Below are 23,090 nucleotides of genomic sequence, written 5' to 3'. Positions count from 1 at the left end.
AAGGACTATTTCCGACCCCATGGCCGCCCAATCCAACACGCCGTCCGCGGGCGCGCCTGATGCAGGCGCAGGCGAGGGCGCTCAGCTGCATGTCGCCATCGTCATGGACGGCAACGGGCGCTGGGCGAAGCGCCGCGGGCTGCCGCGCACGGTCGGCCACCAGGCGGGCGCCGAAGCGCTGAAGCGGATCGTCCAGGCGGCCCAGGACCTCGGCATCCGCTGGCTGACCATCTTCGGCTTCTCCACCGAGAACTGGAGCCGCCCGGTGGCCGAGGTGGCCGAGCTGATGGCCCTGCCGCAGCGCTATTTCCGCTCGGACCTGCCCCGGCTGGAACGCGAGGGCGTCCGCGTCCGCGTGATCGGCCGCCAGGAAGGCCTCTCGCGCGATCTCCTGAAGATGTGCCGCGAGGCCGAGGCGCGGACCGCCCACAACTCAAGCCTCTTCCTGACCATCGCCTTCAACTACGGCGGCCAGGCCGACATCACCGATGCCGCACAGCGCTTCGCCGAGGATGTCGCCGCAGGACGCGCCCAGCCGGGCGACCTCACCGAGGCGAAGTTCGCCAAGTACCTCTCCACCTCCGACCTGCCGCCGCCGGACCTGATCGTACGGCCGTCTGGCGAGCAGCGGCTCTCCAATTTCGTGCTTTGGGAGGCCGCCTATGCCGAGTTCGTGTTCCAGGACGTCCTGTGGCCGGAGTACTCCGCCGAGCACCTGAAGGCCGCCATCGCCGAATATCACACCCGCGACCGGCGCTACGGCGCCGTCGTGGCCGATGACGTCCTTGCCGCAGGCTAGGCGCTTCGACTGGACCAATCTGGGTCTGAGGGTCGCCTCGGGCTTCGTTTTGGTCCCAACGGCGCTCTACGCCACCCTCGGCCAGCATCAGCATTGGGTCCCCGCGCTTCAGGGCCGCCAGGAAGCGCTGCCCTACCTGCTCCTGATCTCCGTGGGCGTCGCGCTACTGGCCATCGAGTGGGGCGGGATGAGCGCGCCGGGCGCGCCGGTGCGGGTGTCGGCGGCGGTCACCGCCGCGGTGCTGGCCGGGGTCTTCCTCGGCTATGAGAAACACTTCGTCCTGGCCTGGCTGGTCCTGCCGGTCGGCGCGATCGCCGCCGCGCTGGTGGCCCGTGGCGTGGCCGAACGGCCGGCGGACGCGGCCTACGGCGTCTTCTACATCGCGCCCGCGGCGCTCTGCCTGATCTGGCTGCGCTCCACCAACCAGGGCGTCTGGTGGACACTGATGCTGTTCGCCGCCACCTGGGGCGCCGACATCGGGGCCTTCGCGGTCGGAAGCGTGCTTAAGGGCCCGAAGCTCTGGCCGCGGTTCTCCCCTAACAAGACCTGGTCGGGCTTCGTTGGCGGCCTGCTGACCGCGATGGGGGCCGGGACCCTGATGGCCTCGCTGCCCTATTTCCAGCTCAGCCTCTGGGCCGCGGCCTTCGTCGGCCTGGCCGTGGGCCTGGCGACCATGGCCGGCGACCTCTGGGAATCGGCCCTTAAGCGCCGGTTCGGCGTTAAGGACTCCGGAGACCTGATCCCGGGCCATGGCGGCTTGCTGGATCGGGTCGACGGGTTGATGTTCGCCGTCGTGGTGATGGCCGTAGCGCGCCTGGCCAACGAGATCGGATGGGGCCATTGAGCCTGCCGCGGAAAGTCAGCGTCCTGGGGTCGACCGGCTCGATCGGGGTCTCGACGCTTGACCTGTTCACCCAGGCCGGGGTCGAGGTGGAGATCGTGGCCCTGGCCGCCGGCCGTAACGTCGAGCGCCTAGCTGAACAGGCGCTGCAATGGCGGCCGCAGATCGCGGTCATCGAGGATGAGACGGCGCTGCCCAGGCTGCGAGAGCTGCTGGCGGGTTCGGGTATCCGCACCGCCGGCGGCGCGGCCGCCATCGCCGAGGCCGCGGCGGCCGACGCCCAGTGGGTGATGTCGGCCATCGTCGGCTTCGCGGGCCTCGCACCGACGCTGGCGGCGGCGAAGGCCGGCGCCGTGGTGGCGCTCGCCAACAAGGAAAGCCTGATCTGCGCGGGGCCGGCTCTGCTGCGCACGGCCAAGCTGGCAGGGGGGGCGGTGATCCCGGTGGATTCCGAGCATTCGGCGATCTTCCAGGTGTTCTCGCCCTCCAACGCCCAGCATGTGGCGCGCCTGATCCTGACGGCCTCGGGCGGCCCCTTCCGTGGGTGGACGCGAGAGCAGATGGCCCGCGCCACGCCCGAGCAGGCCCTGGCTCATCCCAACTGGAGCATGGGCGCCAAGATCTCGGTCGACTCCGCCACCATGATGAACAAGGGCCTGGAGGTGATCGAGGCCGCCTACCTCTTCGCCATGCCGCCGGAGCGCGTCGAGGTGCTGATCCACCCGCAGTCCATCGTCCACAGCCTGGTGGAGTACGCCGACGGCTCGACGCTGGCCCAGCTCGGCCCGCCCGACATGCGCGCGCCCATCGCCTGCGCCTTCGCCTGGCCCGACCGGCTGCCTTGGCCGGCCCAGAAGCTGGACCTCGCCCGCAGCGGCCCGCTCACCTTCGAGGACCCGGACCTCGAGCGCTTCCCGGCGCTTCGGATCGCCAAGTCGGCGCTGGCCGCCGGCGGCGTCGCGCCGGCCGCCATGAACGCCGCCGACGAAATCGCCGTCGCCGCCTTCCTCGCCCGGCGCATCGGCTTCCTTGATATCGCCGCAACTGTGGAAGAAACCCTGGAGCGGATGGATCGTCAGAACCTGCTCTGGCGGACCGAGAACGACCCTGTCGAGGCGGCTCGCCTCACCGATGCGACCGCGCGCCGCGTGGCGGACGAGGTCGTTAGCGGCCTTATGGCCCCGGCCTGAAGGAGTAGAGACAGCCGATGACCGGTCTGCTCGCCAATCTGCTGTTCTACATCCTGCCGTTCCTGCTGGTGGTGGGCGTGGTGGTGACGGTCCACGAGTTCGGCCATTTCCTGGCGGCCAAGGCGCTGGGGACCAAGATCGACCAGTTCTCCATCGGCTTCGGCAAGGCGATCGCCCATTGGACCGACCGGTCCGGCGTCGAGTGGCGGCTGGGATGGGCGCCGATCGGCGGCTTCGTGCGCTTCGCCGGCGACGACAACGCCGCCAGCGTCCCCGACCAGGATGACCTTGAGGCCATGCGCCGCGACCTGGTGGCGCGGGAAGGGGAGGCCGCTCTTTCCCGCTACTATCATTTCAAGCCGATCTGGCAGCGCGCAGTGATCAGCGCCGCCGGGCCGTTCGCCAATTTCGCCCTGTCGATCGTCATCTTCGCCGCGCTCCTGATGGCGCTGGGCGAGCCGATTTCCGCGGCGCGCGTCGAGAAGGTCGTGCCCGACGGCCCGGCCGCGCGGGCCGGTTTCCAGCCCAACGACATCATCGTCGAAGCCGATGGCAAGCCGGTAAAGTCCTTCGACACCGTCAAGCAGCTGATCATCCTGCGGACCGGCGTGGCGATTCCCTTCGTCGTCGAGCGCGGCGGCCAGCGCGTCGAGCTCACGGCCACGCCCGAGCGCGGCGACGTCCCGGACGCGGTCGGACGAAAGCACCGCCTGGGTAAGATCGGAATCCAGTTCGCCGATCGGCCGGAAGACCGACAGGTCAAGCACTACGGCCCGATCGAGGCGCTCGGCGGCGGCGTGAGCCGCACCTACGACGTCGTCCAGACCACGGTCTTCTACATCGGGCGCATGGTCACCGGCCACGAGAGCGCCGACCAGATATCCGGTCCGCTCGGCATGGCGCAGATTTCTGGCGACCTCGCCAAGCAGACCGCGAGCCTCTCAAAGGACTTCGCAAGTTTCGCGATCAACGCCTTCCTGACCGTGCTCCTGCTCGTCGCCAACATCTCGGTCGGCATCGGATTCCTCAACCTGCTGCCGATACCTGTGCTCGATGGGGGACACCTGCTGTTCTACGCCTATGAAGCGGTGGCGCGCCGCCCACTTGCTGCCAAGGTTCAGGCGGTAGGGTATCGCGTAGGCCTTGCGCTAGTTCTCGGATTGATGTTGTTCGCCACCGTGAACGATCTGCAGCGCCTGCGTGTGTTCAATTTCATCGGCGGGCTATTCTCCTGACCCCCGACTTTTCCTAAACGGCTGATTCGATGCATAGACACCGCGCCCGCAGCGCTGCGCTAGTTTCCGGTATTGCCGGTCTTCTGGCCACAACCGCGCTAGCGACGCCCCGCCTGGCGTTCGCTCAGACCCCTCCGCCCGCGCCCGCGGCGACGGCTCCCGCTGAGCCGAATCCGGCTGCGCCCGGAGCTCCGGTGGCCACGGCGCCCACCCCGGCCCCGGCGCCGCCGTCCGTCGTGATCCAGACCGGGGTCGTGCAACGGATCGTGGTGCGCGGGAACGAGCGGATCGAACCGGCCACGGTGATCTCCTACCTGCCGATCTCGGTGGGCGAGACCATCGACTCGGCCAAGCAGGACGCGGCCCTGAAAGCGCTCTTCCGAACGGACCTGTTCTCCGACGTGAAGATGGAGCTCAACAACGGCGACCTGACCATCACGGTCGTCGAAAACCCGATCATCAACCGCGTGCTGTTCGAGGGCAATTCGGGGATCAAGGAAGACAAGCTGCGCGACGAGGTGACCGTGCGTCCGCGCGGCATCTTCACCCGCGCCAAGGCGCAACAGGACGTCGGCCGGATCGTCGAGCTCTACCGTCGCTCAGGCCGCATTTCGGCGACCGTGACGCCACAGATCATCGAGCTGCCGCAAAAGCGTGTCGACCTGATCTTCAAGATCGACGAGGGGCCCAAGAGCGGCGTCCTGCGCGTCAACTTCATCGGCAACAAGGCGTTCTCGGACGACAACCTGCGCGACGTCGTCGTGACCGAGCAGTCGCACTGGTACAAATTCTTCTCGACCAACGCCAACTACGACCCCGATCGGCTGGAGTACGACAAGGAGCAGCTGCGGAAATATTACCGCAACCGCGGCTTCTACGACTTCCGCGTGAGCTCGGCCGTGGCGGAGCTGTCGCCGGACAAGAACGGTTTCGTGGTCACCTACACGGTCGACGAGGGGCCGGAGTACAAGTTCGGCAAGATCACCGTCGAGACCGACCTCAAGAAGCTCGACAAGAACGTCCTGCAGGCCCTCGTGCCGTTCCGGCGTGGCGACATCTATCAGGACGAGAAGATCGAGCAGGCGACCGACGCGCTGACCTTCGCCGCCGGCGCCGCGGGCTTCGCCTTCGTTGACGTGCGGCCACGCTATGTGCCCGACCGGGCCAAGGGCACGGTCGACGTGAACTTCGACGTCAAGGAAGGGCCGCGGGTCTACGTCGACCGCATCGACATCGTCGGCAACACCCGCACGCTCGACTATGTGATCCGCCGGGAGATGAACGTCTCCGAGGGCGACGCCTATAACCGCGTTCTGGTCGACCGTTCCAAGAACCAGATCCGCGCGCTCGGCTTCTTCAAGGACGTCGACATCACCGAGATCCCCGGCGCCGCGCCGGACCGCACGGGCCTGCAGGTCAAGGTCGAAGAGCAGCCCACGGGCGAGCTTTCGTTCAGCGCCGGCTACTCCTCAGTCGACCAGCTGGTGGTCGATCTGGGCGTCACGGAACGCAACTTCCGGGGTCGTGGTGAGAACGTCCGCGCGCGGATATCGCTGGGCTCGATCCGCCAGCAGATCGACTTCTCGTTCACCGAGCCGCGCTTCCTGGGCCGCGACCTCGCGGCGGGCTTCGACGCCTACTACTACAAGTACGACCTGACCCAGTTCTCGGCCTACAAGACCACCACGCTGGGCGCCGGCGTGCGGCTGAACTTCCCGCTGAGCCTCAACTCGCGCGGCACGGTCCGCTACACCCTGCGCACCGACGATGTGCAGATCGACCCGTCGTTCTGCGATCCGGCGAACCTGCTGGTTTCACCCTCGCTCTGCGATCAGCGCGGCTCGTTCCTGACCTCGCTGGTGGGCTACGGATATCGCCTCGACCGGCGGAACGACGCCATCAACCCGACCCGTGGCTGGTACGTCGAAATGAACCAGGACTTCGCGGGTCTGGGCGGTGACGTGAAGTACGTCCGCACCGAGGTCGACAGCGGCTTCTATCACGGCTTCAACAAGAGCTTCATCCTCAGCCTCACCGGCACCGGCGGCATCGTCGAGGGCTGGGGCGGCGATCACATCCGGATCAACGACCGCTTCTACAAAGGCGGCAACAGCTTCCGCGGCTTCGAAACCGCCGGCATCGGCCCGCGCGACCTGAACTTCGCTTCGAACGGGGCCAGCGACGCCCTGGGCGGCAAGGCCTATGCGATCGGCTCGGTCGAGCTGACGGTGCCGACCTTCCTGCCCGAACAGTATGGCATCAAGGCCGCGGTGTTCTCCGACTTCGGCACGCTCGGCCTGCTCGACAAGTTCGATAAGAAGAAGATCGACACCACGACGGGCCTGGCCGGCGACGACCCGCTCATCAAGGACGACCTCGGCCTGCGCGCATCGGCCGGCTTGAGCATCTTCTGGAAATCGCCGATGGGTCCGATCCGCTTCGACTTCAGCCAGATCCTGCTCAAGGAAAGCTACGACAGAACGGAAACCTTCCGGTTCTCAACCAACACAAGGTTCTAGGAATAGCATGACCTCCAAATCCATCGTCGCCGGCCTCGCGGCCGCTGCCGTCGCCCTGACCGCGGGCTCCAGCGCCTTCGCGCAGGCCGCCGCCGCACCCGCCGCGCCGGCAGTGACCCATGGACCGCCCATCGCCGGCGTCTGCATCATGTCGCTGGAGAACGCCATCGGTGGGTCCACCGTCGGCCACTATGTCGAAACGCGCATGCAGCAGATCGTCGGCCAGGTGAACGCCGAGCTGAACGGCGAAAAGACCGCCCTCGACAATGACGCCAAGAACCTCGACGCGCGTCGCGCCACCCTCGACCAGTCGAGCTTCGAGCAGCAGGCCGCCGCGATCCAGGTTCGCGCCAACGCCCTGCAACGCAAGGCCCAGCTTCGCGACCGCGAAGTCTCCGCCACCGAACAGAAGGCCGTGGGCCGCGTCGGCCAGGAAATGGAGCCGCTGATCCGTCAGGTCTACCAGCAGCGCGCCTGCTCGGTCCTGTTCCAGCGGACCGCCGTGGTGATCGCCAATCCGGCGATGGACATCACCCCGCAGGTGATCACCGCGCTGAACGGCAAGGTCACCCAGTTCGCCTTTGACCGCGAGCACCTCGACCAGGCCGGCGCGCCCGCCGGCGGCGGCGCTCCGCCCATCGTGCAGACGCCATCCGCGCCGCGCGCCACCGCGCCGACCGCGCCGCGTCCCGCGCCGGCGAAGAAGTAGGACCTAGACCGCCGGGGAGCGGATCGCCGCACGCAGCCATGCCCGATCCGCGCTTCTTCGAAGACCTGGGCCCCGTCACGCTCTCCGATCTTGCGGAGCTGACGGGGGCGAGCCTCGCCGATCCCGCAACCGGCGGCCGTTCGGTGCGAGCGGTCTCGGTGATGGCGGGCGCCGATGCGGGCGCGATCACCTTTGTCAGCGACCGCAAGTTCCTCGCCCAGGCGCGTGAGACAAAGGCGGGCGCCTGCTTCGTCAGCGCCGCCGACGCCGAAGCCTTGCCCGCGGGTTGTGCGGCCCTGGTCACCGCCTCGCCGCAGGCCGCCTATGCGGTCGCCGCCCATCGGCTGCATCGCCCCAGGCTCGCCACCGGCGTGGCGGTGTCGCCGGACGCCAGGATCGAGCCCCAGGTGGTCTTGGGACCCGGCGTGGTGATCGGGGCGGGGGCCCAAATCGGCCGCGGCAGCCGCATCGGCGCCAATACGGTGATCGGGCCGGGCGTGGCCATCGGCCGGGATTGCGAGATCTCCGCCAACGTCACCATCGGTTTCGCCCTGCTCGGCGATCGGGTGCGGATCCTGGCCGGCGCGGTGATCGGCGAGCCAGGATTCGGCGCCACAGCCGGGCCCAAGGGCCTGATCGACATCCCGCAACTCGGACGGGTGATCCTGCAGGACGGGGTCAGCATCGGGGCCAACAGCTGTGTCGACCGCGGGGCGTTCGAAGACACCGTGCTCGGCGAAAACACCAAGATCGACAATCAGGTGCAGATCGCCCACAACGTCCGCGTCGGGCGCAACTGCGTGATGGCCGCACACACCGGGATTTCCGGCAGCGTGACGATCGGCGACGGGGGCCAGTTCGGAGGTCGCGCCGGGGTGGCCGACCATGTCACGATCGGCGATGGCGCGCGGATCGGCGCGGCCGCTGGGGTGATGCGGGATGTTCCGGCGGGCGAGACCTGGGGTGGTTTCCCCGCGAGGCCGATCCGGCAATGGATGCGGGAAGTCGCCTGGGTCACCCGGCGCGCGGGCCGCAAAGAGGGGGACGCATGAGCCGCAAGGCCCCGGTGATCGAAACGCCCACCGACATCGACATCACCGAGATCTTGGCGCGCATCCCGCACCGCTATCCCTTCCTGCTTGTCGATCGCTGCGAGGACTACCGGCCGCACGAATCGATCGTCGGCATCAAGTGCGTGACCGTCAACGAACCCTTCTTCCAGGGCCACTTCCCCGGCTATCCGGTCATGCCGGGCGTGCTGATCGTCGAGGCGCTCGCCCAGACCGGCGCGGTCCTGATGTCGAAGTCGCTGGACGTCGACGTCGGCGGCAAGGCGATCTTCTTCATGTCGCTCGACAATTGTCGCTTCCGTGCGCCCGTGCGCCCCGGCGCGGTGATCCGGCTGGCCGTCGAGGTCCTCCGCGCGCGCGGCGATATCTTCAAGTTCAAGGGCCGGGCCCTGGTCGACGACAAGGTCGCCGCCGAGGCCGAGTTCGCGGCCATGGTTGTGGAGACCTGAGTGAGCGTCGAGATCCACCCGACCGCCATCGTCGCCACGGGCGCCGAGCTGGGCGAGGGCGTCAGCGTCGGACCCTATTCGATCATCGGCGAGCACGTCCGCATCGGTCCGCGCAGCCAGGTCCTCTCGCACGTGGTCATCGAAGGCCACACGCGCATCGGCGAGGACTGCACGGTGCGCAACTTCTCCAACCTCGGGGGCCCGCCGCACCACACCGGCTACAAGGGCGAGCCCACCGAACTGATCGTCGGTGACCGCAACCTGATCTGGGAACACGTCACCATGCACATCGGCACGCCCCAGGGCGGCGCCGTCACCCGGGTCGGCGACGACGGCATGTTCATGGCCACCAGCCACGTCGGCCACGACTGCACGGTCGGCGACAACGTGATCCTCGCGCACTCGGCCACGCTCGGCGGCCACGTGGATATCGGTGACTTCGTGATGGTGAGCGGCCTGGCCGCGGTGCACCAGTACTGCCGCGTCGGGCGCTATTCCTTCATCGGCGGCCTGGCCGCGGTGACCAAGGACGTGATCCCCTACGGCCTGGTCTGGGGCAACCACGCCCACCTCGAGGGCTTGAACCTCGTGGGGTTGAAGCGCCGCGACTTCGGGCGCGAGACGATCAGCGAGCTACGCTCGGCCTACCGGCTGCTGTTCGCCGAAGAGGGCACGTTCCAGGAGCGCATCGACGACACCGCCATCACCTTCGGCCACAGCGCCCCGGTGATGGAGATCATCGACTTCATCCGCGCGGAAGCCGGCCGCCCCCTCTGCCTGCCCGAACGCGAGGTCTAGATGCAGAAGCTCGGGCTGATCGCCGGGGGCGGGGGCCTGCCCGTCGAGATCGCCGAGCATTGCCAGCGGTCCGGCCGCCCGCTCTTCGTGATCCGCCTGAAGGGCTTCGCAGGCGCCGGCCTTGAGCCCTATGCCGGCGCGGAAGTCGGCCTCGCCGAGCTCGGCAAGTGCTTCAAGGCCCTGAAGCGAGCCGGGTGCCGCGCCATCTGCCTGGCGGGCAATGTCGCGCGGCCCGATTTCAGCGCCTTGATGCCCGACCTTCGCGGCCTCGCGGCCCTGCCGGGCGCGATCGCGGCGGCGCGCAAGGGCGACGACGCCCTGCTGCGCTTCCTGTTGGGCGAGTTCGAGAAGGAAGGCTTCGCCGTCGAGGGCGCGCACGAGGTGATGGACGACCTCGGCCTCGGCGCCGGCGTGCTGGGCCGGGTCAGCCCCTCCGACGCGCACATGGCCGACATCGACCAGGCGCTCGACGTGGCGCGCGCGCTTGGCCGGCTGGATGTGGGCCAGGCGGTCGCGGTTTGCCGCGGCCTTGTCCTGGCCGTGGAGGCCGCCGAAGGCACCGACGCCATGCTGGCCCGGGTCGCCGACCTGCCGGAGGCGCTGCGCGGCCGCCCCGATGCGCCGATGGGGGTGCTCGCCAAGGCGCCGAAGCCGACCCAGGAGACGCGGGTCGACCTGCCGACCATCGGCCCGGCCACCGTGGAAGCGGTGGCCCGCGCCGGCCTGGCCGGTATCGTTGGCGAAACCGGACGGCTGCTGGTGTTGGACCGCGAGGCCGTCGTCACCCTCGCCGACGAGCTCGGGATCTTCGTCCTGGGGGTGGAGCCCCACGCCCCGTGACGGCGTCGCTGACCGTCATGCTGGTGGCGGCGGAGGCCTCGGGCGACGATCGCGGCGCAGGTCTCGCCCGGGCCTTGAAGCGGCGGCTCGGCGACGGTGTCCGCTTCGTGGGCGTCGGCGGCGAGCGGATGGCCGCCGAGGGCGTCCGGAGCCCCTTCGACATCGCCGACATCTCGATCCTGGGCCTGCTGGAAGGCCTGATGGCCTATCCGCGCATCATCCGGCGGGTGAACGATACGGTCGCGCTCGCGGACCGCGAAGCGCCGGACGTGGCAGTGCTGATCGACTCCTGGGGCTTCACGCTCCGCGTGGCGCAGCGCCTGCGCAGGCTCGACCCCGGCCTCCCGCTGATCAAGTACGTGGGCCCTCAGGTCTGGGCCACGCGGCCGGGCCGGGCCAAGACCCTCGCCGCAACTGTCGACCACCTGCTGTCGATCCACGCCTTCGACGCGCCCTGGTTTGAGGCTGAAGGCCTTCCGGTGACCTTCGTCGGCAATTCCGCCCTCAGCCTGGACTTTTCCGGGGCCGATCCTAAGCGGCTCCGCACACGCATCGGAGCCGGCCCGACCGATCCGATCCTACTGGTCCTTCCTGGCAGCCGGCCCAGCGAGATCGAGCGGGTCCTGCCCCCTTTCGAGAACGCGGTGCGCCGGCTGAAGGCCGATCGTCCGGACCTGCACGTGGTGATCCCGGCAGCGCCCACCGTGGCCGAGATGGTCAAGGCCCGCGTCGCCGGCTGGCCCTATCGCGCCCACGTCATAGAGGGTGACCAGGGCAAGCTGGACGCCATGAAGGCCGCCACCGTGGCGCTCGCCTGTTCGGGCACGGTGACCACGGAGCTGGCCCTGGCCGGCGTGGCCATGGTGGTTGGCTACCGCCTGGGCCCGGTGACCTACGCCATCCTGCAGCGGCTGATCCGCACGAAGTACATCACCCTCTTCAACATCGCCGCCCAAGCCTTCGTGGCGCCCGAACTGGTGCAGGCCGAATGCACGGGGCCGAAACTCGCCCATGAGGTGGCGCTGCGCCTCGACGACGCCGAACTGCGCCATCGCCAGGTCCTGGCCCAATACGCCGCGCTGGACAGGATGGGCCGCGGCGGTCCCGATCCCTCCGAAGCGGCCGCCGCGGCGGTGCTGAAGATCGTCGGCCCGGCGCCGGCCTAGGGCGTCTTGGAGGCGCCGAATGGCGCGCCACGCAGCTTGGCGTAGACCTCGTCGAAAGCCCTGAGTGTCGCCAGCTCCGGCGGCGGCCCCGCGACGATCGGATCCTTCAGCCGCTGAACCTGGCCATCGGCCGCTGCGAACCTGGGCCAGAGCGGCCGTCCTGGGCCATTCGGATCACCTCGACGCGCGAAATCCACCCAATAGCCGGCCATGGCGTCGGCCAGCTTGCGGTCGGCCGTCGTCCAGGCCCAGCTCTCCTGGTCGAGATGGTCAAAGACGTACCAAAGCTCGGCGAAGTGAGACGCGCCCCAGTTGGCGCGCACGGACCCGGCCGGAAAGGGCGGACGCTGCTCGAAGCGGTAGATGTAGACCGGCGGTCCGGCGCGGGCCTGCAGCCGCGCCCAGGCCCAATTGTCCCAGCCAAAACGCAGGTCGCGTTCGAAATCGGCGCGGCCTTGGACGGCCTGGGCGGCGTCGGCATGCGGATAGGCGTCGATCAACGCCGTGGGCTGGAACCCGAACGCCTTTTGAATGTCCTCGCCGAAGGTCGCCGCACGGACCTTGCGCAGGTCGGTGAGGGATCGAGCCTCCTCCGCGTTCCAGCCCACCAGGATCGGCACGCGGGCCTGCCGACCGGCGACGAAGGCATCGTAGGGCGAGAGCGGCAGGACATAGGGTTCGACAACCGGGTGCGAGACCATGTTCGCCTCACCCCGCAGAAGGCGATCCACGGGGATCGTGCGCAGTTGGGCCAAGGACGCTGCGTCCACGGATTTTGCGTAGGCCACGCCATCTCGCTCGGCGACCGGCAGGGCGTAGCTGGGCGCCAACTGCAATGGCTCGAACAGCCCGCCGCTCTCGCCGATCGCGCCCTGGAACAGGCCCTTGGCCAGCGGCGAGGCCATCAACATGCTGACCGACATGGCGCCGGCCGACTGGCCGAAGATCGTGACCCGTCGCGGATCGCCGCCGAAGGCCGCGATGTTGCGCTTCACCCAGGCCAGCGCCGCCACCTGGTCCATCAAGCCGTAGTTGCCCGAACTGTGATGCGGCGACTCCGCGGTGAGTTCGGGATGGGCCAGAAAGCCCAGGACGCCCAGCCGGTAGGCGAGGGTCACGACGACCACGCCGCGTTTCGCGAGCCGGTCGCCCCAATAGAGCGGCAGGGATGTCGCGCCGTTCGTGTAGCCACCCCCATGGATGAACACCATCACCGGCAACTTGCCGGCCGGCCGCGTCGCCGGCGTCCAGACATTCAGGTAGAGGCAGTCCTCGGCGGTCTTCGGATCCGGCTCACCCGGCATGGAGACGCCCAGCTGCGCACAGGCCGGGGCGAAGGCTGTCGCCTCGCGGACACCCGTCCACGGCTGGACCGGCTGCGGTTCACGCCACCGCAGGGGCCCAAGCGGCGGCGCCGCGTAAGGCACACCCTCGTAGACGCCGATCCCATCGGCGTCCGAGCCGTGCAGACGACCCGCGTTGGTGCGGACCGTCGCCGCCGAAGCCACGACAGGGACCAAGGCCAGGATCGCACCCAGCACAGCTATTTGCCGTTTCATCGTTCACCTCACGCCGTCGACTCCCTTAAGTCTGGCGAGGCGGGGCGCGCCGCGACAGGCGCCGGCGCCGCGGCTCATCCCTCGCCATGAACACATCGTCACAATTCACCCGATGGACGGCGGGCGAGGGCGCTCGCACACTCCCGGCCATGCGCCCGACACCGACCGCCGCCGTCCTCGATCTCCGCTACGCCACCCGCCGGGGTGTGCGGGATGTGGGCCTGGGTTTCCTCTACTGGCTGGGCTTTGTCCTGGTCCTTGAGCCGGACAATCTGATGCGCGGGACACCCCCCGACGCGGCGGGGTGGCTGCATGAGGGCCTTCGCCTGTTCGGGGCCAGCCTGCTCGGCGCCGCGGCGACACCCGCGATCCTGGCCCTCACCCGGCGGGCGCCGATCGTGGCGCCTGTGGTTTGGCCCCGCGCCGCCCAGCATCTGGCCTTCAACCTCGCCATGACCTGCGCGTTGATCGTGGCGTCATGCCTGCTGGCTCGCCTCCTGCCCCAGGCGATGCACCCTCCGTTGCTCCGGGACATCACCGGTCAGCTGGTCGCCAACGGTGCGTTGGTCGCGGCCTGGATCGCCGGCTTGACGGCGTTGGCCCACGCCGCGCGCGGCGTTCGGGGGGACATCGTCGAGGGCCGCGGCTTGAACCTGGCGATCCGCCAGCGCGGCCGTTTCGGCCGTCTCGACCTAGCTGGGGTGAGCTGGATCGAGACCCAGGGCAACTACCTCGCGTTGCACGGCGCAAGCGGCGCCACCCTGCTGCGCCGCACCGCCAAAAGCCTGGAGACCGAGCTTGATCCCGACCGGTTCGTGCGCGTCCATCGCCGAGCCTTTGTGGCGCTCCAGGCCGTGCAATCGGTGACGCCGCTCGCCGCCGGGGATGCGCTCCTGCGCCTGACGACCGGCGAAAGCCTGCGCGTCAGCCGAAGCTGCCGCGCGCGGTTACATCAGGCCTTGGAAAGCGTCGGCTAGCGCTTGTCGACCGCCAAATAGGGCCGCTGCAGGGCGCCCGTGTAGAGCTGGCGCGGACGGCCGATCTTGTAGGCCGGATCCTCGATCATCTCTTTCCACTGGCTGATCCAGCCGACGGTCCGCGCGACGGCGAAGAGCACCGTGAACATCTCCGCCGGGAAGCCCAGGGCGCGCAGCGTGATGCCCGAGTAGAAGTCGACGTTCGGGTAGAGCTTGCGCTCGATGAAATACTCGTCCGAGAGCGCGATGCGCTCCAGTTCCAGCGCGACCTTCAGCAGCGGATCGTCCGCGTCGCCGACCTCGGCCAGCACCTCGTGGCAGGTCTTCTGCATCACCGTCGCGCGAGGGTCGTAGTTCTTGTAGACGCGGTGGCCGAAGCCCATCAGCCGGTAGCGCCGGTCCTTCACGCCCTGGATATATTCGGGGATCTTATCGACCGTCCCGATCTCCTTGAGCATGTTCAGAGCCTCTTCGTTCGCCCCGCCGTGCGCGGGACCCCAGAGGCAGGCGATGCCGGCCGCGATGCAGGCGAACGGGTTGGCGCCCGAGGAGCCCGCCAGACGCACCGTCGAGGTTGAAGCGTTCTGTTCGTGGTCGGCGTGCAGGATGAAGATGCGGTCCATGGCGCGCGTCAGGACCGGGTTGGGCTTCCAGTCCTCCGCCGGCACGGAGAAGCACATGCGCAGGAAGTTCTCCGCATAGGAGAGGTCGTTGCGTGGATGCACGAAGGGCTGGCCGGTGAAGTACTTGAAGGCGCGCGCCGCGATCGTCGGCATCTTGGCGATCAGCCGGTGGGCCGAGATCATCCGCTGCTCGGGATCGTTGATGTCGGTGCTGTCGTGATAGAAGGCGGACAGGGCGCCGACCGCCCCGGTCATGATCGCCATCGGGTGAGCATCCCGACGGAAGCCCTGGAAAAACCTGTCGAACTGCTCATGCAGCATGGTGTGATAGGTGATCGTGTGCTCGAACTCGGCGTATTCCGCGGCGTTCGGCAGCTCGCCGTGCAGCAAGAGGAAGCAGACGTCGAGGAAGGTCGATTTCTCGGCCAACTCGCCGATCTGATAGCCGCGGTGCAGCAGGATGCCGGCGTCACCGTCGATGAAGGTGATCTTGCTTTCGCAGCTGGCGGTCGAGGTGAAGCCGGGGTCGTAGGTGAAGGCGTCGCTCTCGGCGTAGAACTTGCGGATGTCGACCACGTCGGGGCCCGTCGTGCCCTTCAGGATCGGCAGATCGATGGTCTTGCCGCCGATGCTGATTTTCGCCGTGTCGGCCATGCTTGTGCCTCCGAGAAATCCGTCGAATGAAACGCGCGTTCGAACGGCTTATAGCGCGTTAGCCGTTAAGCGAAAGCGCGTCGTCGAGCCGTCCCAGGCTTTCGTGTTTCCCTAACGAAACGAGGGCGCCCGCGAGGTCCGGCGCCGGCGATCCGCCGGACAGCACGGCGCGCAGGGCGGGCCCGATCTTGCCGAGGCCGACGCCCTCGCTTTCGGCAAAGCCGCGGTTCAGCGCCTCCAGCGCCGGCACGTCCCAGGACGGCGCCGCGGCCAGGGCCCCTCGCAGGCGTCCCAGCCGGCCGCGGGTCTCTTCGGTGAGCAGGTCGCGGGCCTTTTCCGGTAGCTCCAGCGGACGCCGTTTGAGGGCGAAGACGGTGGCGTCGGCTAGCTCGAGCGTCGTTTTGGCCCCGTCCCGGACATAGGGAATGACATGCTCCAGGACGGCCAGATGGTCGTCGTGCAGCGGCCAGTCGCGGCTCTTGTGGATGTCGGCCACCAGTTTCGCCAGCCGCGCCGGCTCGGCCAGGCGGATGTAGTGGTTGTTCAGGTGATTGAGCTTGGCCCAATCCAGCCGGGCCGGGGCGCCGACCACGTCCTTGATATCGAACCAGCCGACGGCCTGGTCGTCGGTGAAAATCTCGTCGTCGCCGTGCCCCCAGCCGAGCTTGGCCAGGTAGTTGCGCATGGCCTCGGGCAGGTAGCCCATGTCGGCGAACTCGCTCACCGCCTGGGCGCCGTGGCGCTTGGAGAGCTTGGCGCCGTCCGGACCATGGATCAGCGGCAGGTGCGCCCAGACCGGCGGCGTCCAGCCCAGGCCCTGGTAGATCAGGGTCTGGCGCGCGGCGTTGTTCAGATGGTCGTCGCCGCGGATGACATGGGTAACGCCCATCTCGTGGTCGTCGACCACGACGGCCAGGTTGTAGGTCGGCGTGCGGTCGGTGCGCAGCAGGATGAGATCGTCGAGGTCCTTGTTCTGGAAGGTCACGCGGCCCTTCACCTGGTCGTCGATCAGGGTTTCGCCCGCGGTCGGCGCCTTCAGCCGAACCACGAACGGCCGATCCGGGGCGTCGTTGGGCGAGAGATCCCGCCAGGGCGAGCGCACCACGCGGCCCTCGGCGCGGGCGGCGGTGCGCTCGGCCTCCAGCTCGTCGGGCGTCATGTAGTCGCGGTAGGCCGAACCCCGCGCCAGCATCTCGTCCACGGCCTTCACATGCCGATCGGCCCGGCTAGCCTGGAAGACCGGGGTCTCGTCAGCCGCCAGTCCCAGCCAGGCGAGGCCGTCGAAAATCACCTGGACGGCGGCTTCAGTCGAGCGCTCGCGGTCGGTGTCCTCGATGCGCAGCAGGAACTTGCCGCCGGTGTGGCGTGCATAAAGCCAGTTGAAAAGCGCAGTGCGGGCCGTGCCAATGTGCATGGCGCCGGTGGGCGAGGGGGCGATACGGGTGACGACGGGTCGGTCGGACATCGAGGGAGGAGAACCTGCAGAGGCTGGGGCGCCGCGCGCCCGGGCGGCGCCTCTTAGCACGCGCGTCCCCGCCCGTCCCAGCCTCGCGCGCGCCATCCCCTGGCTGGGCGAACAGGTGGGCCGACAGGCGGAACGCTGGACCCTCTGGACGCCGGTGGCCTTTGGGTCGGGCGCGGCCCTCTACTTCGCCCTGCTGCGCGAGCCGCAATCCTGGGTCGGCCTGGCCGGCGTCGCGGTCGCAGGCGCGCTGCTTCTGGGCGCCAGCCGCTGGAGCCAGGCCCGCGCCCTGACCGCGGCCCTGGTGCTGGTGGCCTGCGCGCTGGGCGGCTTTTCGATGGCGAAACTCCGCTCCGACCACGTCAAGGCGCCCATCGCCCCGACGGACAGCCGGCCCGAGCGGCTGGACGGCTGGGTGGTCGACGTCATCAGCCCGGGGCAGGGCGGACCGCGATTGATGATCGCCCCGGCGCGCATCGGCGACTGGCCCGCCGCCGCGACGCCGATCCGGGTGCACGTCACACTGCGAGGCGGCTATCTGCCGGGGCCCGGCGAGCCGATCAGCCTGCTGGCGGTGATCAACGCCCCGCCGACCCCGGCCAGCCCGGGGTCCTATGACTTCGCACGCGACTCGTTCTTCCAGAGCGTCGGCGGCGTGGGCTTCGCGCTCGGCCCGGCGCAGACCTGGGCGGCGCCGGTCGCCGCGCCCTGGCGGTTGCGGGTCACCATGCGGATCAATGCGCTCCGGTGGGAGCTGACCCGGCGGATCGTCGACACCCTCGGCCTGCGCACCGGCGGCTTGGCCGCCGCCATGACCACGGGCCACGACGCCTTCATCCCCCGGGCCGAGGTCGACGACCTGCGCGCCGCGGGCCTGGCCCACATCATCTCGATCTCCGGGCTGCATATGGCGATCGTCGGGGGCTTCGTGTTCGCGATTGTCCGGTTCGGGATCGCCGCCTGGCCGTGGCTGGCGCTTAGAGCCTCGGGCAAGAAGATCGCCGCAGGCTTGGCCCTGGCCGCCGTGGCCGTCTACCTGGTGCTCTCCGGCTCGCCGCCGCCCGCCGAGCGCTCGGCCGTCACCGCCGCGGTGGCCTTCGGGGCCATCCTCGTCGACCGCCAGGCTATCAGCCTGCACGCGCTCGCTCTGGCCGCCATGGGCGTCCTGTTGCTGCAGCCCGAGGCGGTGACCCAACCTGGGTTCCAGATGTCCTTCGCCGCCACCGCCGCGCTGGTGGCCCTGGCCGAGGTCTGGCCAAGGCCGGTCAAGGAGATCAACACGCCCTGGCCGATCCGCATCCTGCAGGGCTTCTGGACCTGGACGGCCGCCGGCGCGGCGGCGAGTTTCGTCGCGGGCACGGCGACCGCGCCCTTCGCCATGCAGCACTTCAACCGGGTGTCCACCTGGGGCCTGATCTCCAACATGGTCACCGAGCCGATCTCCGGCTTCCTGATGATGCCGGGCCTGGCGGTAGGCGCGGTGCTGGCGCCCTTCGGGCTCGGCGACTGGCCGCTGCAGGTTGCGGGTTTCGCCATCGACCTGCTGAACCGGGTGGCCCACATCGCGGCCAACGCGCCCTACGCCCTGATCATCGTCGCCAGCGGGCCGGCCTGGACCCTGCCGGCGGCCTTCCTGGGCCTCCTGTGGCTCTGTCTCTGGAAGGGATCGCTGCGTTGGCTGGGCCTGCCGCTGGCGCTCGCGGTCAACCTGGCGCCCAAGCCCGCGACGCCGGACGCCTGGGCGAGCGCGGATGGATCGGCCGTCGCCATCCACTCAGCCAAGACGGCCGTGCTGTTCCGCCCGGACGTGAAGCTGTTCGGCGCTGAGCTCTGGGCCCGGCGGCGGGGCCTGACGCCGCTGGAAACAGAAGCGGCGCGGGACAGCGCCTACGCCTGCGACCACTGGAGCTGCGCCCCCTTGCCGAACGCCCCGGTCAGGATTGCGGCGGCCTGGAACGTCAGGCGGCCCCTGAAGGACGGGCGGCTGGGCGAGCTTTGCAACTCGGCCGAGGTGGTGATCCTGCGCAACGACTTCGCGCCGGAAAGTTGCCCGGCGCCGCTGGTGCTCACCGGCCGCGATTTCCAGCGCGGCGGGGCCGCCGAACTCTATCGCGAGGGACCGGGCCGCTGGCGGGTGATCTGGGCGCAGGATCTGCGGGGGCGCCGGCCCTGGACCTGGGGCGTCGACAGCCGATGATGTTCACCAAAAGGCTTCGCGAACCGATCATGCGAGGCGAGATCACCTGCAGCGTCAGGATCTGGCGTAGCGCGCGCGTCAAGCCCGGCGGCCGCTATCGCCTGGGCGCGGGTGCGATCGAGGTGACCTCGATCCGGGAGATTTCAATGGCGGACATCACGCCGGACCTCGCCCGCTGCTCGGGCTTCCTCGGCGTGGTCGATCTTCTGAAGGTCGCCAAGCATGGGCCGGGCGGACGCGTCTATCTCGTGGAATTCGAATACTGCGCGGATGCATAGGCGCAGCGAGAAGAGCCCCGGCCGCGAAGCCGGGGCTCCGGTCGTAACCTACTTCTTGGCGTCCTTGGCGGCGGCCTTGCCCGCGTCCTTGGCGGCGTCGCCGGCCTTGGCGGCATGTTCGCCGGCCGAAGCGGCTGCGTCGCCGGCGGCGGCGGCGGCGGGGGCTGCTGCGGCGGCGGTCGGAGCCGCGGCGGCGGCGGCGGCGTCGGTGCTGGCGGTCGTCGCGGCCGAGTTGGCCGCGGCGGATTCCGCCTTGGCGGTCCCGGCGTCGTCAGCGGCCTTTTCAGCGGGCTTGTTGCAAGCGGCGGCCGTCAGGCTCAGGGCGGCCACGGCCGCCAGAGTGAGGATGCGCATTCTGGTGTCTCTCCCTATCGACTTCGCAGGGCTGCGAAGTCTTCGACAGCTTGAGCGATTGTCGGAAATCGGCAACGCCCCAGCCCCGCGAGCAAACGCGGAGCTATTGCCAAGGTTGCACGATTTTGTGACCTAATGGTAGCGGCGGATCAGGCCCACAAGTTTGCCCTGCACGGCCACCTGATCCGGACCGAAAATCCGGGTTTCGTAGGCCGGGTTCGCGGCCTCGAGCGCGATGGACGCCCCCTTGCGGCGCAAGCGCTTGAGCGTGGCTTCCTCGCCCATCACCAAGGCCACTACGATGTCGCCGGAGGTCGCGGTGTCGCCTCTACGGATCACCACGAAATCCCCGTCGAGGATGCCGGCGTTGATCATCGAATCACCCTGGATCTCCAGGACGAAGTGCTCGCCCGCCCCCAGCATGCTTTCCGGCACCGGAATGCGGTCGCGCTCCTGCTGGATCGCCTCGATCGGCGTGCCGGCGGCGATGCGGCCGAGGATCGGAAGGTCGCGGGTGTCGTTGGCCGCGACCGGCATGGCGGGGCCGCCATCCACCAGCTGTGGCTTGAATGGAGCGCGGCCCTTCGGCGGGGCGGCCATGGTGGCTTGCTGCGGCAGCTTCACCACCTCCAGCGCCCGGGCCCGGTGGGGCAGGCGGCGCAGGAAGCCGCGTTCCTCGAGCGCGGTGATCAGCCGGTGGATCCCCGACTTCGACGCCAGGTCCAGCGCCTCCTTCATCTCGTCGAACGACGGCGAGACGCCGCTTTCCTTGATCCGTTCATGGATGAACATGAGCAGTTCGTGTTGCTTGCGGGTGAGCATCGGACCGGACCTCAAGTAGGGCGCCTGGAGAACAAAGCGCAAACGTTGTGAATGTTCTCTAGGTGTTCCGAATTAATGTCAAGTTACGACCCGCGTCGCTGAAAAGTCATGGAAAATTCGCGCCGATGCTGCGGTCGGGGAACGACTCAGGCGGCGAGCAGGGCGCGAGTCGCCGAGGCGACGTCGGCCTGCCGCATCAGGCTTTCGCCGACCAGCATGGCCCGCGCGCCGGAGCGCTCCAGCCGCGCGGCGTCAGCGGGGGTGAAGATGCCGCTCTCGGTGACCAGCAGCGCGTCCGCAGGCGCCGCGGCGGCGAGCCGTTCAGTCACCGCGAGATCGACGGAGAAGGTCCGCAGGTCGCGGTTGTTCACCCCGACCAGATCGGCGCCCAGACGCGCCGCGCGCGCCATCTCGGCGGCGTCGTGGGTCTCGACCAGCACGTCCATGCCATGCGCCCGGGCCGCCGCCATCAGGTCGGCGGCGAGCGCATCGTCGACCATGGCCAGGATCACCAGGATGGCGTCGGCGCCGAGCGCGCGGCTCTCGGCGACCTGCCAGGGGTCGACCAGGAACTCCTTGCGCAGACAGGGCAGGCGGGTCGCGGCCCGGGCGGCGACGAGGTAGCTGTCGTCACCCAGGAAACTGGGCGCGTCGGTGAGAATCGAGAGGCAGGCCGCGCCGCCATCTTCGTAGGCCTTGGCCAGGGCCGGAGGATCGAAGTCGGCGCGGATGAGGCCCCTGGACGGCGAGGCCTTCTTGATCTCGGCGATCAGGGCCAGGCGGCCCGGGCCGTGGGCGCGCGCCAGCGCCGCGCGGAAGCCGCGGGGCTTGGGCGCGGCGCGCGCAGCGGCCTCGACCTCGGCCAGCGGGCGGGCGGCCTTGCGGGCCGTCACCTCGTCACGCTTGTAGGCCGCGATCCGGTCGAGGATGTCGCTCATGCCCCGCCAAGGCTCTTCAGCTTGTCGAGCGCCGCCTGCGCGCGGCCGTCGTCGATCACCGCCGCGGCCAGTTCGACGCCTTCGCGCAGGGTCTCGACCTTATCGCCCACCAGGAAGGCCGCCGCCGAGTTCAAGAGGACGATGTCGCGGTAGGCGCCCTTCTCCCCGGCGAGCAGTCCCCGCAGCGCCTTCGCATTGGCCTTCGGCGTCCCGCCGGTGAGGTCGGCCAGGGCGGCGCGCGGCAGGCCCACGGCCTCGGGCGTCACGGTGAAGAGGCGCACCTGTCCGTCGCGCAGTTCCGCGACGCTGGTCTCGCCGGTCGTGGTCATCTCGTCGAGGCCGCCGCCATGCACCACCCAGGCCCGCTCGGCGCCCAACTCCCCGAGCGCCTCGGCCAGGCGCGACACCCAGCGCTCGGCATAGACCCCCACCACCTGCCGCTTGGCGCCGGCCGGATTGGTTAGCGGCCCCAGCAGGTTGAAGATGGTCCGGAAGCCGAGCTCGGCGCGCACCGGCGAGACGTGGCGCATGGCTCCGTGGTGGGCGGGGGCGAACATGAAGCAGATGCCGGCCTCGTCCAGCGCCTGCAGCTGGCGGTCGACGGGCATGGCGATGTCGACGCCGAGCTCGGTCAGCACATCGGCCGTGCCGGACTTCGACGAGAGCGCCCGGTTGCCGTGCTTGGCGACCTTCAGGCCGCCGCCGGCCGCCACGAAGCCCACGGCGGTCGAGATGTTCAGGGAATGCAGGCCGTCGCCGCCGGTGCCGCAGACATCGATGGTGGGGTAGGGCGGTTCGACCTGGATGGCGGCCCGGCGCATGGCGCGCGCGCAGGCCACGATCTCGCCCAGAGTCTCCCCGCGCATGCGCATGGCGGTGAGCGCCGCGCCCACCTGGGCAGGCGTCGGCTCGCCGCGCAGGCAGGCGGCGAAGAACTCGCCGGCCGCATCATCGGAAAGGGTCGCGCCATCGGCCAGTCGGCTGAGCAGCGGCTTGAAGGCGTCGGACATGGCTGGGCGGTCAGGCTTCCGCCAGGCGCCTCACGCCGGCGATCTCGAGGAAGTTGGCCAGTAGGTCATAGCCGCATTCCGTGGCGATGGATTCCGGATGGAACTGAACGCCGTGCACCGGGCGGGTCTTGTGCTGCACGCCCATGATCTCGCCGTCCTCGGTCCAGGCGGTGACCTCCAGGTCGGCGGGCAGGATATCCTTCTCCACCGACAGGCTGTGGTAGCGCGTGGCGGTGAAGGGGTTCTTCAGCCCGGCGAACACGCCCTTGCCGTCGTGATGTATCTGGCTGGTCTTGCCATGCATCAGCGCCTTGGCGTGCACCACCTGGCCGCCATAGGCCTGGCCGATCGCCTGATGGCCAAGGCAGACGCCGAAGATCGGCAGGTCGGCCGGAGCGGCCTCGAGCAACGCCAGGCAGATGCCGGCCTCGTTCGGGGTCTTGGGTCCGGGCGACAGCAACACCCCCTGGGGCTTCAGGCCCAGCGCCTCGCGCACGCCGATGGCGTCGTTGCGCACGACATGCGTCTCCGCGCCCAGCTCATTCAGGTAATGAACCAGGTTGTAGGTGAAGCTGTCGTAGTTATCGATCACCAGGATCA

22 protein-coding genes are annotated in these 23,090 nt (G+C 69.2%); 14 read left to right on the top strand and 8 right to left on the bottom strand.

The window, feature by feature from the left end:
- Positions 1-19 precede the first annotated feature (19 nt).
- Genes uppS through lpxB form a run of 11 tightly spaced genes read left to right on the top strand, consistent with a single transcriptional unit; the run spans position 20 to position 11,616 of the window.
- Complete coding sequence (uppS, locus tag ACESMY_RS20615) at positions 20-799, top strand: polyprenyl diphosphate synthase (RefSeq protein WP_372786507.1); 780 nt, start codon at positions 20-22, stop codon at positions 797-799.
- Positions 777-1,643 (top strand): phosphatidate cytidylyltransferase, encoded by an 867-nt coding sequence (locus tag ACESMY_RS20610; RefSeq protein WP_372786505.1) that lies wholly within the window; start codon positions 777-779, stop codon positions 1,641-1,643. The genes uppS and ACESMY_RS20610 overlap by 23 nt, the downstream gene beginning before the upstream one ends.
- Positions 1,631-2,830 (top strand): 1-deoxy-D-xylulose-5-phosphate reductoisomerase, encoded by a 1,200-nt coding sequence (locus ACESMY_RS20605; protein WP_372786504.1) that lies wholly within the window; start codon positions 1,631-1,633, stop codon positions 2,828-2,830. Before ACESMY_RS20610 ends, ACESMY_RS20605 begins: the two co-directional genes overlap by 13 nt.
- 17 nt (positions 2,831-2,847) lie before the next feature.
- The gene (locus ACESMY_RS20600) at positions 2,848-4,065 is read left to right on the top strand and encodes an RIP metalloprotease (protein WP_372786503.1); all 1,218 of its coding nucleotides are present in this window, start codon (positions 2,848-2,850) and stop codon (positions 4,063-4,065) included.
- Positions 4,066-4,094: 29 nt separating this feature from the next.
- Positions 4,095-6,584, top strand: coding sequence for an outer membrane protein assembly factor BamA (gene bamA, locus ACESMY_RS20595; protein WP_372786502.1), 2,490 nt, complete (start codon positions 4,095-4,097; stop codon positions 6,582-6,584).
- Between the two features lie 7 nt (positions 6,585-6,591).
- Positions 6,592-7,293: an OmpH family outer membrane protein gene (locus ACESMY_RS20590; RefSeq protein ID WP_372786501.1), complete on the top strand. Its 702-nt coding sequence runs from the start codon at positions 6,592-6,594 to the stop codon at positions 7,291-7,293.
- 38 nt (positions 7,294-7,331) lie between these two features.
- On the top strand, positions 7,332-8,345 hold the full coding sequence (gene lpxD, locus ACESMY_RS20585) for a UDP-3-O-(3-hydroxymyristoyl)glucosamine N-acyltransferase (RefSeq protein WP_372786500.1): 1,014 nt from the start codon (positions 7,332-7,334) through the stop codon (positions 8,343-8,345).
- Entirely contained in the window at positions 8,342-8,812 is a 471-nt protein-coding gene (fabZ, locus tag ACESMY_RS20580; protein WP_372786499.1) for a 3-hydroxyacyl-ACP dehydratase FabZ, read from the top strand. Before lpxD ends, fabZ begins: the two co-directional genes overlap by 4 nt.
- Positions 8,813-9,610 carry an acyl-ACP--UDP-N-acetylglucosamine O-acyltransferase gene (gene lpxA, locus ACESMY_RS20575; protein ID WP_372786498.1) on the top strand — a complete coding sequence of 266 codons (798 nt, stop codon included), beginning with the start codon at positions 8,813-8,815 and terminating at the stop codon, positions 9,608-9,610.
- Complete coding sequence (locus ACESMY_RS20570) at positions 9,611-10,450, top strand: LpxI family protein (RefSeq protein WP_372786497.1); 840 nt, start codon at positions 9,611-9,613, stop codon at positions 10,448-10,450. It begins immediately after the preceding gene.
- Positions 10,447-11,616, top strand: a complete 1,170-nt coding sequence (lpxB, locus tag ACESMY_RS20565) for a lipid-A-disaccharide synthase (RefSeq protein WP_372786496.1) — start codon at positions 10,447-10,449, stop codon at positions 11,614-11,616. Before ACESMY_RS20570 ends, lpxB begins: the two co-directional genes overlap by 4 nt.
- Here the strand turns inward: lpxB and ACESMY_RS20560 are convergent.
- Positions 11,613-13,175, bottom strand: coding sequence for a carboxylesterase/lipase family protein (locus ACESMY_RS20560; RefSeq protein ID WP_372786495.1), 1,563 nt, complete (start codon positions 13,173-13,175; stop codon positions 11,613-11,615). The two genes, lpxB and ACESMY_RS20560, sit on opposite strands and share 4 nt — an antisense overlap.
- A gap of 149 nt (positions 13,176-13,324) precedes the next feature.
- Between ACESMY_RS20560 and ACESMY_RS20555 the strand changes: the two genes are divergently transcribed.
- A complete protein-coding gene (locus tag ACESMY_RS20555; RefSeq protein WP_372786494.1) occupies positions 13,325-14,152 on the top strand; it encodes a LytTR family DNA-binding domain-containing protein in 828 nt (275 codons plus the stop codon).
- On the opposite strand, the gene gltA is transcribed toward ACESMY_RS20555, so the two are convergent.
- The gene (gene gltA, locus ACESMY_RS20550) at positions 14,149-15,429 is read right to left on the bottom strand and encodes a citrate synthase (protein WP_372786493.1); all 1,281 of its coding nucleotides are present in this window, start codon (positions 15,427-15,429) and stop codon (positions 14,149-14,151) included. The two genes, ACESMY_RS20555 and gltA, sit on opposite strands and share 4 nt — an antisense overlap.
- 58 nt (positions 15,430-15,487) lie before the next feature.
- A complete protein-coding gene (gltX, locus tag ACESMY_RS20545; protein ID WP_372786492.1) occupies positions 15,488-16,894 on the bottom strand; it encodes a glutamate--tRNA ligase in 1,407 nt (468 codons plus the stop codon).
- A 115-nt stretch (positions 16,895-17,009) separates the two neighbouring features.
- On the opposite strand from gltX, the gene ACESMY_RS20540 reads away from it, so the two are divergent.
- Together ACESMY_RS20540 and ACESMY_RS20535 are read left to right on the top strand one after the other, a co-directional pair.
- Positions 17,010-19,088 (top strand): ComEC/Rec2 family competence protein, encoded by a 2,079-nt coding sequence (locus ACESMY_RS20540; RefSeq protein ID WP_372786491.1) that lies wholly within the window; start codon positions 17,010-17,012, stop codon positions 19,086-19,088.
- A complete protein-coding gene (locus tag ACESMY_RS20535) occupies positions 19,085-19,366 on the top strand; it encodes a hypothetical protein (protein WP_372786490.1) in 282 nt (93 codons plus the stop codon). Before ACESMY_RS20540 ends, ACESMY_RS20535 begins: the two co-directional genes overlap by 4 nt.
- 48 nt (positions 19,367-19,414) lie before the next feature.
- Here ACESMY_RS20535 and ACESMY_RS20530 read toward each other — a convergent pair whose 3' ends face one another.
- The 5 genes from ACESMY_RS20530 to ACESMY_RS20510 form a co-directional block, all read right to left on the bottom strand.
- Positions 19,415-19,720, bottom strand: coding sequence for a hypothetical protein (locus ACESMY_RS20530; RefSeq protein ID WP_372786489.1), 306 nt, complete (start codon positions 19,718-19,720; stop codon positions 19,415-19,417).
- Between the two features lie 132 nt (positions 19,721-19,852).
- Positions 19,853-20,542: a transcriptional repressor LexA gene (gene lexA / locus ACESMY_RS20525; protein WP_372786488.1), complete on the bottom strand. Its 690-nt coding sequence runs from the start codon at positions 20,540-20,542 to the stop codon at positions 19,853-19,855.
- 146 nt (positions 20,543-20,688) lie between these two features.
- Positions 20,689-21,480 carry an indole-3-glycerol phosphate synthase TrpC gene (gene trpC / locus ACESMY_RS20520; RefSeq protein ID WP_372786487.1) on the bottom strand — a complete coding sequence of 264 codons (792 nt, stop codon included), beginning with the start codon at positions 21,478-21,480 and terminating at the stop codon, positions 20,689-20,691.
- Entirely contained in the window at positions 21,477-22,490 is a 1,014-nt protein-coding gene (gene trpD / locus ACESMY_RS20515) for an anthranilate phosphoribosyltransferase (protein ID WP_372786486.1), read from the bottom strand. The genes trpC and trpD overlap by 4 nt, the downstream gene beginning before the upstream one ends.
- Positions 22,491-22,500: 10 nt before the next feature.
- Complete coding sequence (locus ACESMY_RS20510; protein WP_372786485.1) at positions 22,501-23,088, bottom strand: aminodeoxychorismate/anthranilate synthase component II; 588 nt, start codon at positions 23,086-23,088, stop codon at positions 22,501-22,503.
- Positions 23,089-23,090 lie beyond the last annotated feature (2 nt).

This window comes from Phenylobacterium sp., from assembly GCF_041691455.1.
In the GTDB taxonomy this organism is placed as follows: Bacteria; Pseudomonadota; Alphaproteobacteria; order Caulobacterales; family Caulobacteraceae; genus Phenylobacterium.
The sequence above is the reverse complement of the archived record's forward strand: the minus strand, read 5'-3'. Positions and strand labels throughout refer to the sequence as shown.

Coding starts and splice junctions, on each gene's coding strand:
- uppS (WP_372786507.1), top strand. CDS start 20: ATGGCCGCCCAATCCAACACGCCGTCCGCGGGCGCGCCTGATGCAGGC.
- ACESMY_RS20610 (WP_372786505.1), top strand. CDS start 777: ATGACGTCCTTGCCGCAGGCTAGGCGCTTCGACTGGACCAATCTGGGT.
- ACESMY_RS20605 (WP_372786504.1), top strand. CDS start 1,631: ATGGGGCCATTGAGCCTGCCGCGGAAAGTCAGCGTCCTGGGGTCGACC.
- ACESMY_RS20600 (WP_372786503.1), top strand. CDS start 2,848: ATGACCGGTCTGCTCGCCAATCTGCTGTTCTACATCCTGCCGTTCCTG.
- bamA (WP_372786502.1), top strand. CDS start 4,095: ATGCATAGACACCGCGCCCGCAGCGCTGCGCTAGTTTCCGGTATTGCC.
- ACESMY_RS20590 (WP_372786501.1), top strand. CDS start 6,592: ATGACCTCCAAATCCATCGTCGCCGGCCTCGCGGCCGCTGCCGTCGCC.
- lpxD (WP_372786500.1), top strand. CDS start 7,332: ATGCCCGATCCGCGCTTCTTCGAAGACCTGGGCCCCGTCACGCTCTCC.
- fabZ (WP_372786499.1), top strand. CDS start 8,342: ATGAGCCGCAAGGCCCCGGTGATCGAAACGCCCACCGACATCGACATC.
- ACESMY_RS20570 (WP_372786497.1), top strand. CDS start 9,611: ATGCAGAAGCTCGGGCTGATCGCCGGGGGCGGGGGCCTGCCCGTCGAG.
- ACESMY_RS20560 (WP_372786495.1), bottom strand. CDS start 13,175: ATGAAACGGCAAATAGCTGTGCTGGGTGCGATCCTGGCCTTGGTCCCT.
- ACESMY_RS20555 (WP_372786494.1), top strand. CDS start 13,325: ATGCGCCCGACACCGACCGCCGCCGTCCTCGATCTCCGCTACGCCACC.
- gltA (WP_372786493.1), bottom strand. CDS start 15,429: ATGGCCGACACGGCGAAAATCAGCATCGGCGGCAAGACCATCGATCTG.
- gltX (WP_372786492.1), bottom strand. CDS start 16,894: ATGTCCGACCGACCCGTCGTCACCCGTATCGCCCCCTCGCCCACCGGC.
- ACESMY_RS20535 (WP_372786490.1), top strand. CDS start 19,085: ATGATGTTCACCAAAAGGCTTCGCGAACCGATCATGCGAGGCGAGATC.
- ACESMY_RS20530 (WP_372786489.1), bottom strand. CDS start 19,720: ATGCGCATCCTCACTCTGGCGGCCGTGGCCGCCCTGAGCCTGACGGCC.
- lexA (WP_372786488.1), bottom strand. CDS start 20,542: ATGCTCACCCGCAAGCAACACGAACTGCTCATGTTCATCCATGAACGG.
- trpC (WP_372786487.1), bottom strand. CDS start 21,480: ATGAGCGACATCCTCGACCGGATCGCGGCCTACAAGCGTGACGAGGTG.
- trpD (WP_372786486.1), bottom strand. CDS start 22,490: ATGTCCGACGCCTTCAAGCCGCTGCTCAGCCGACTGGCCGATGGCGCG.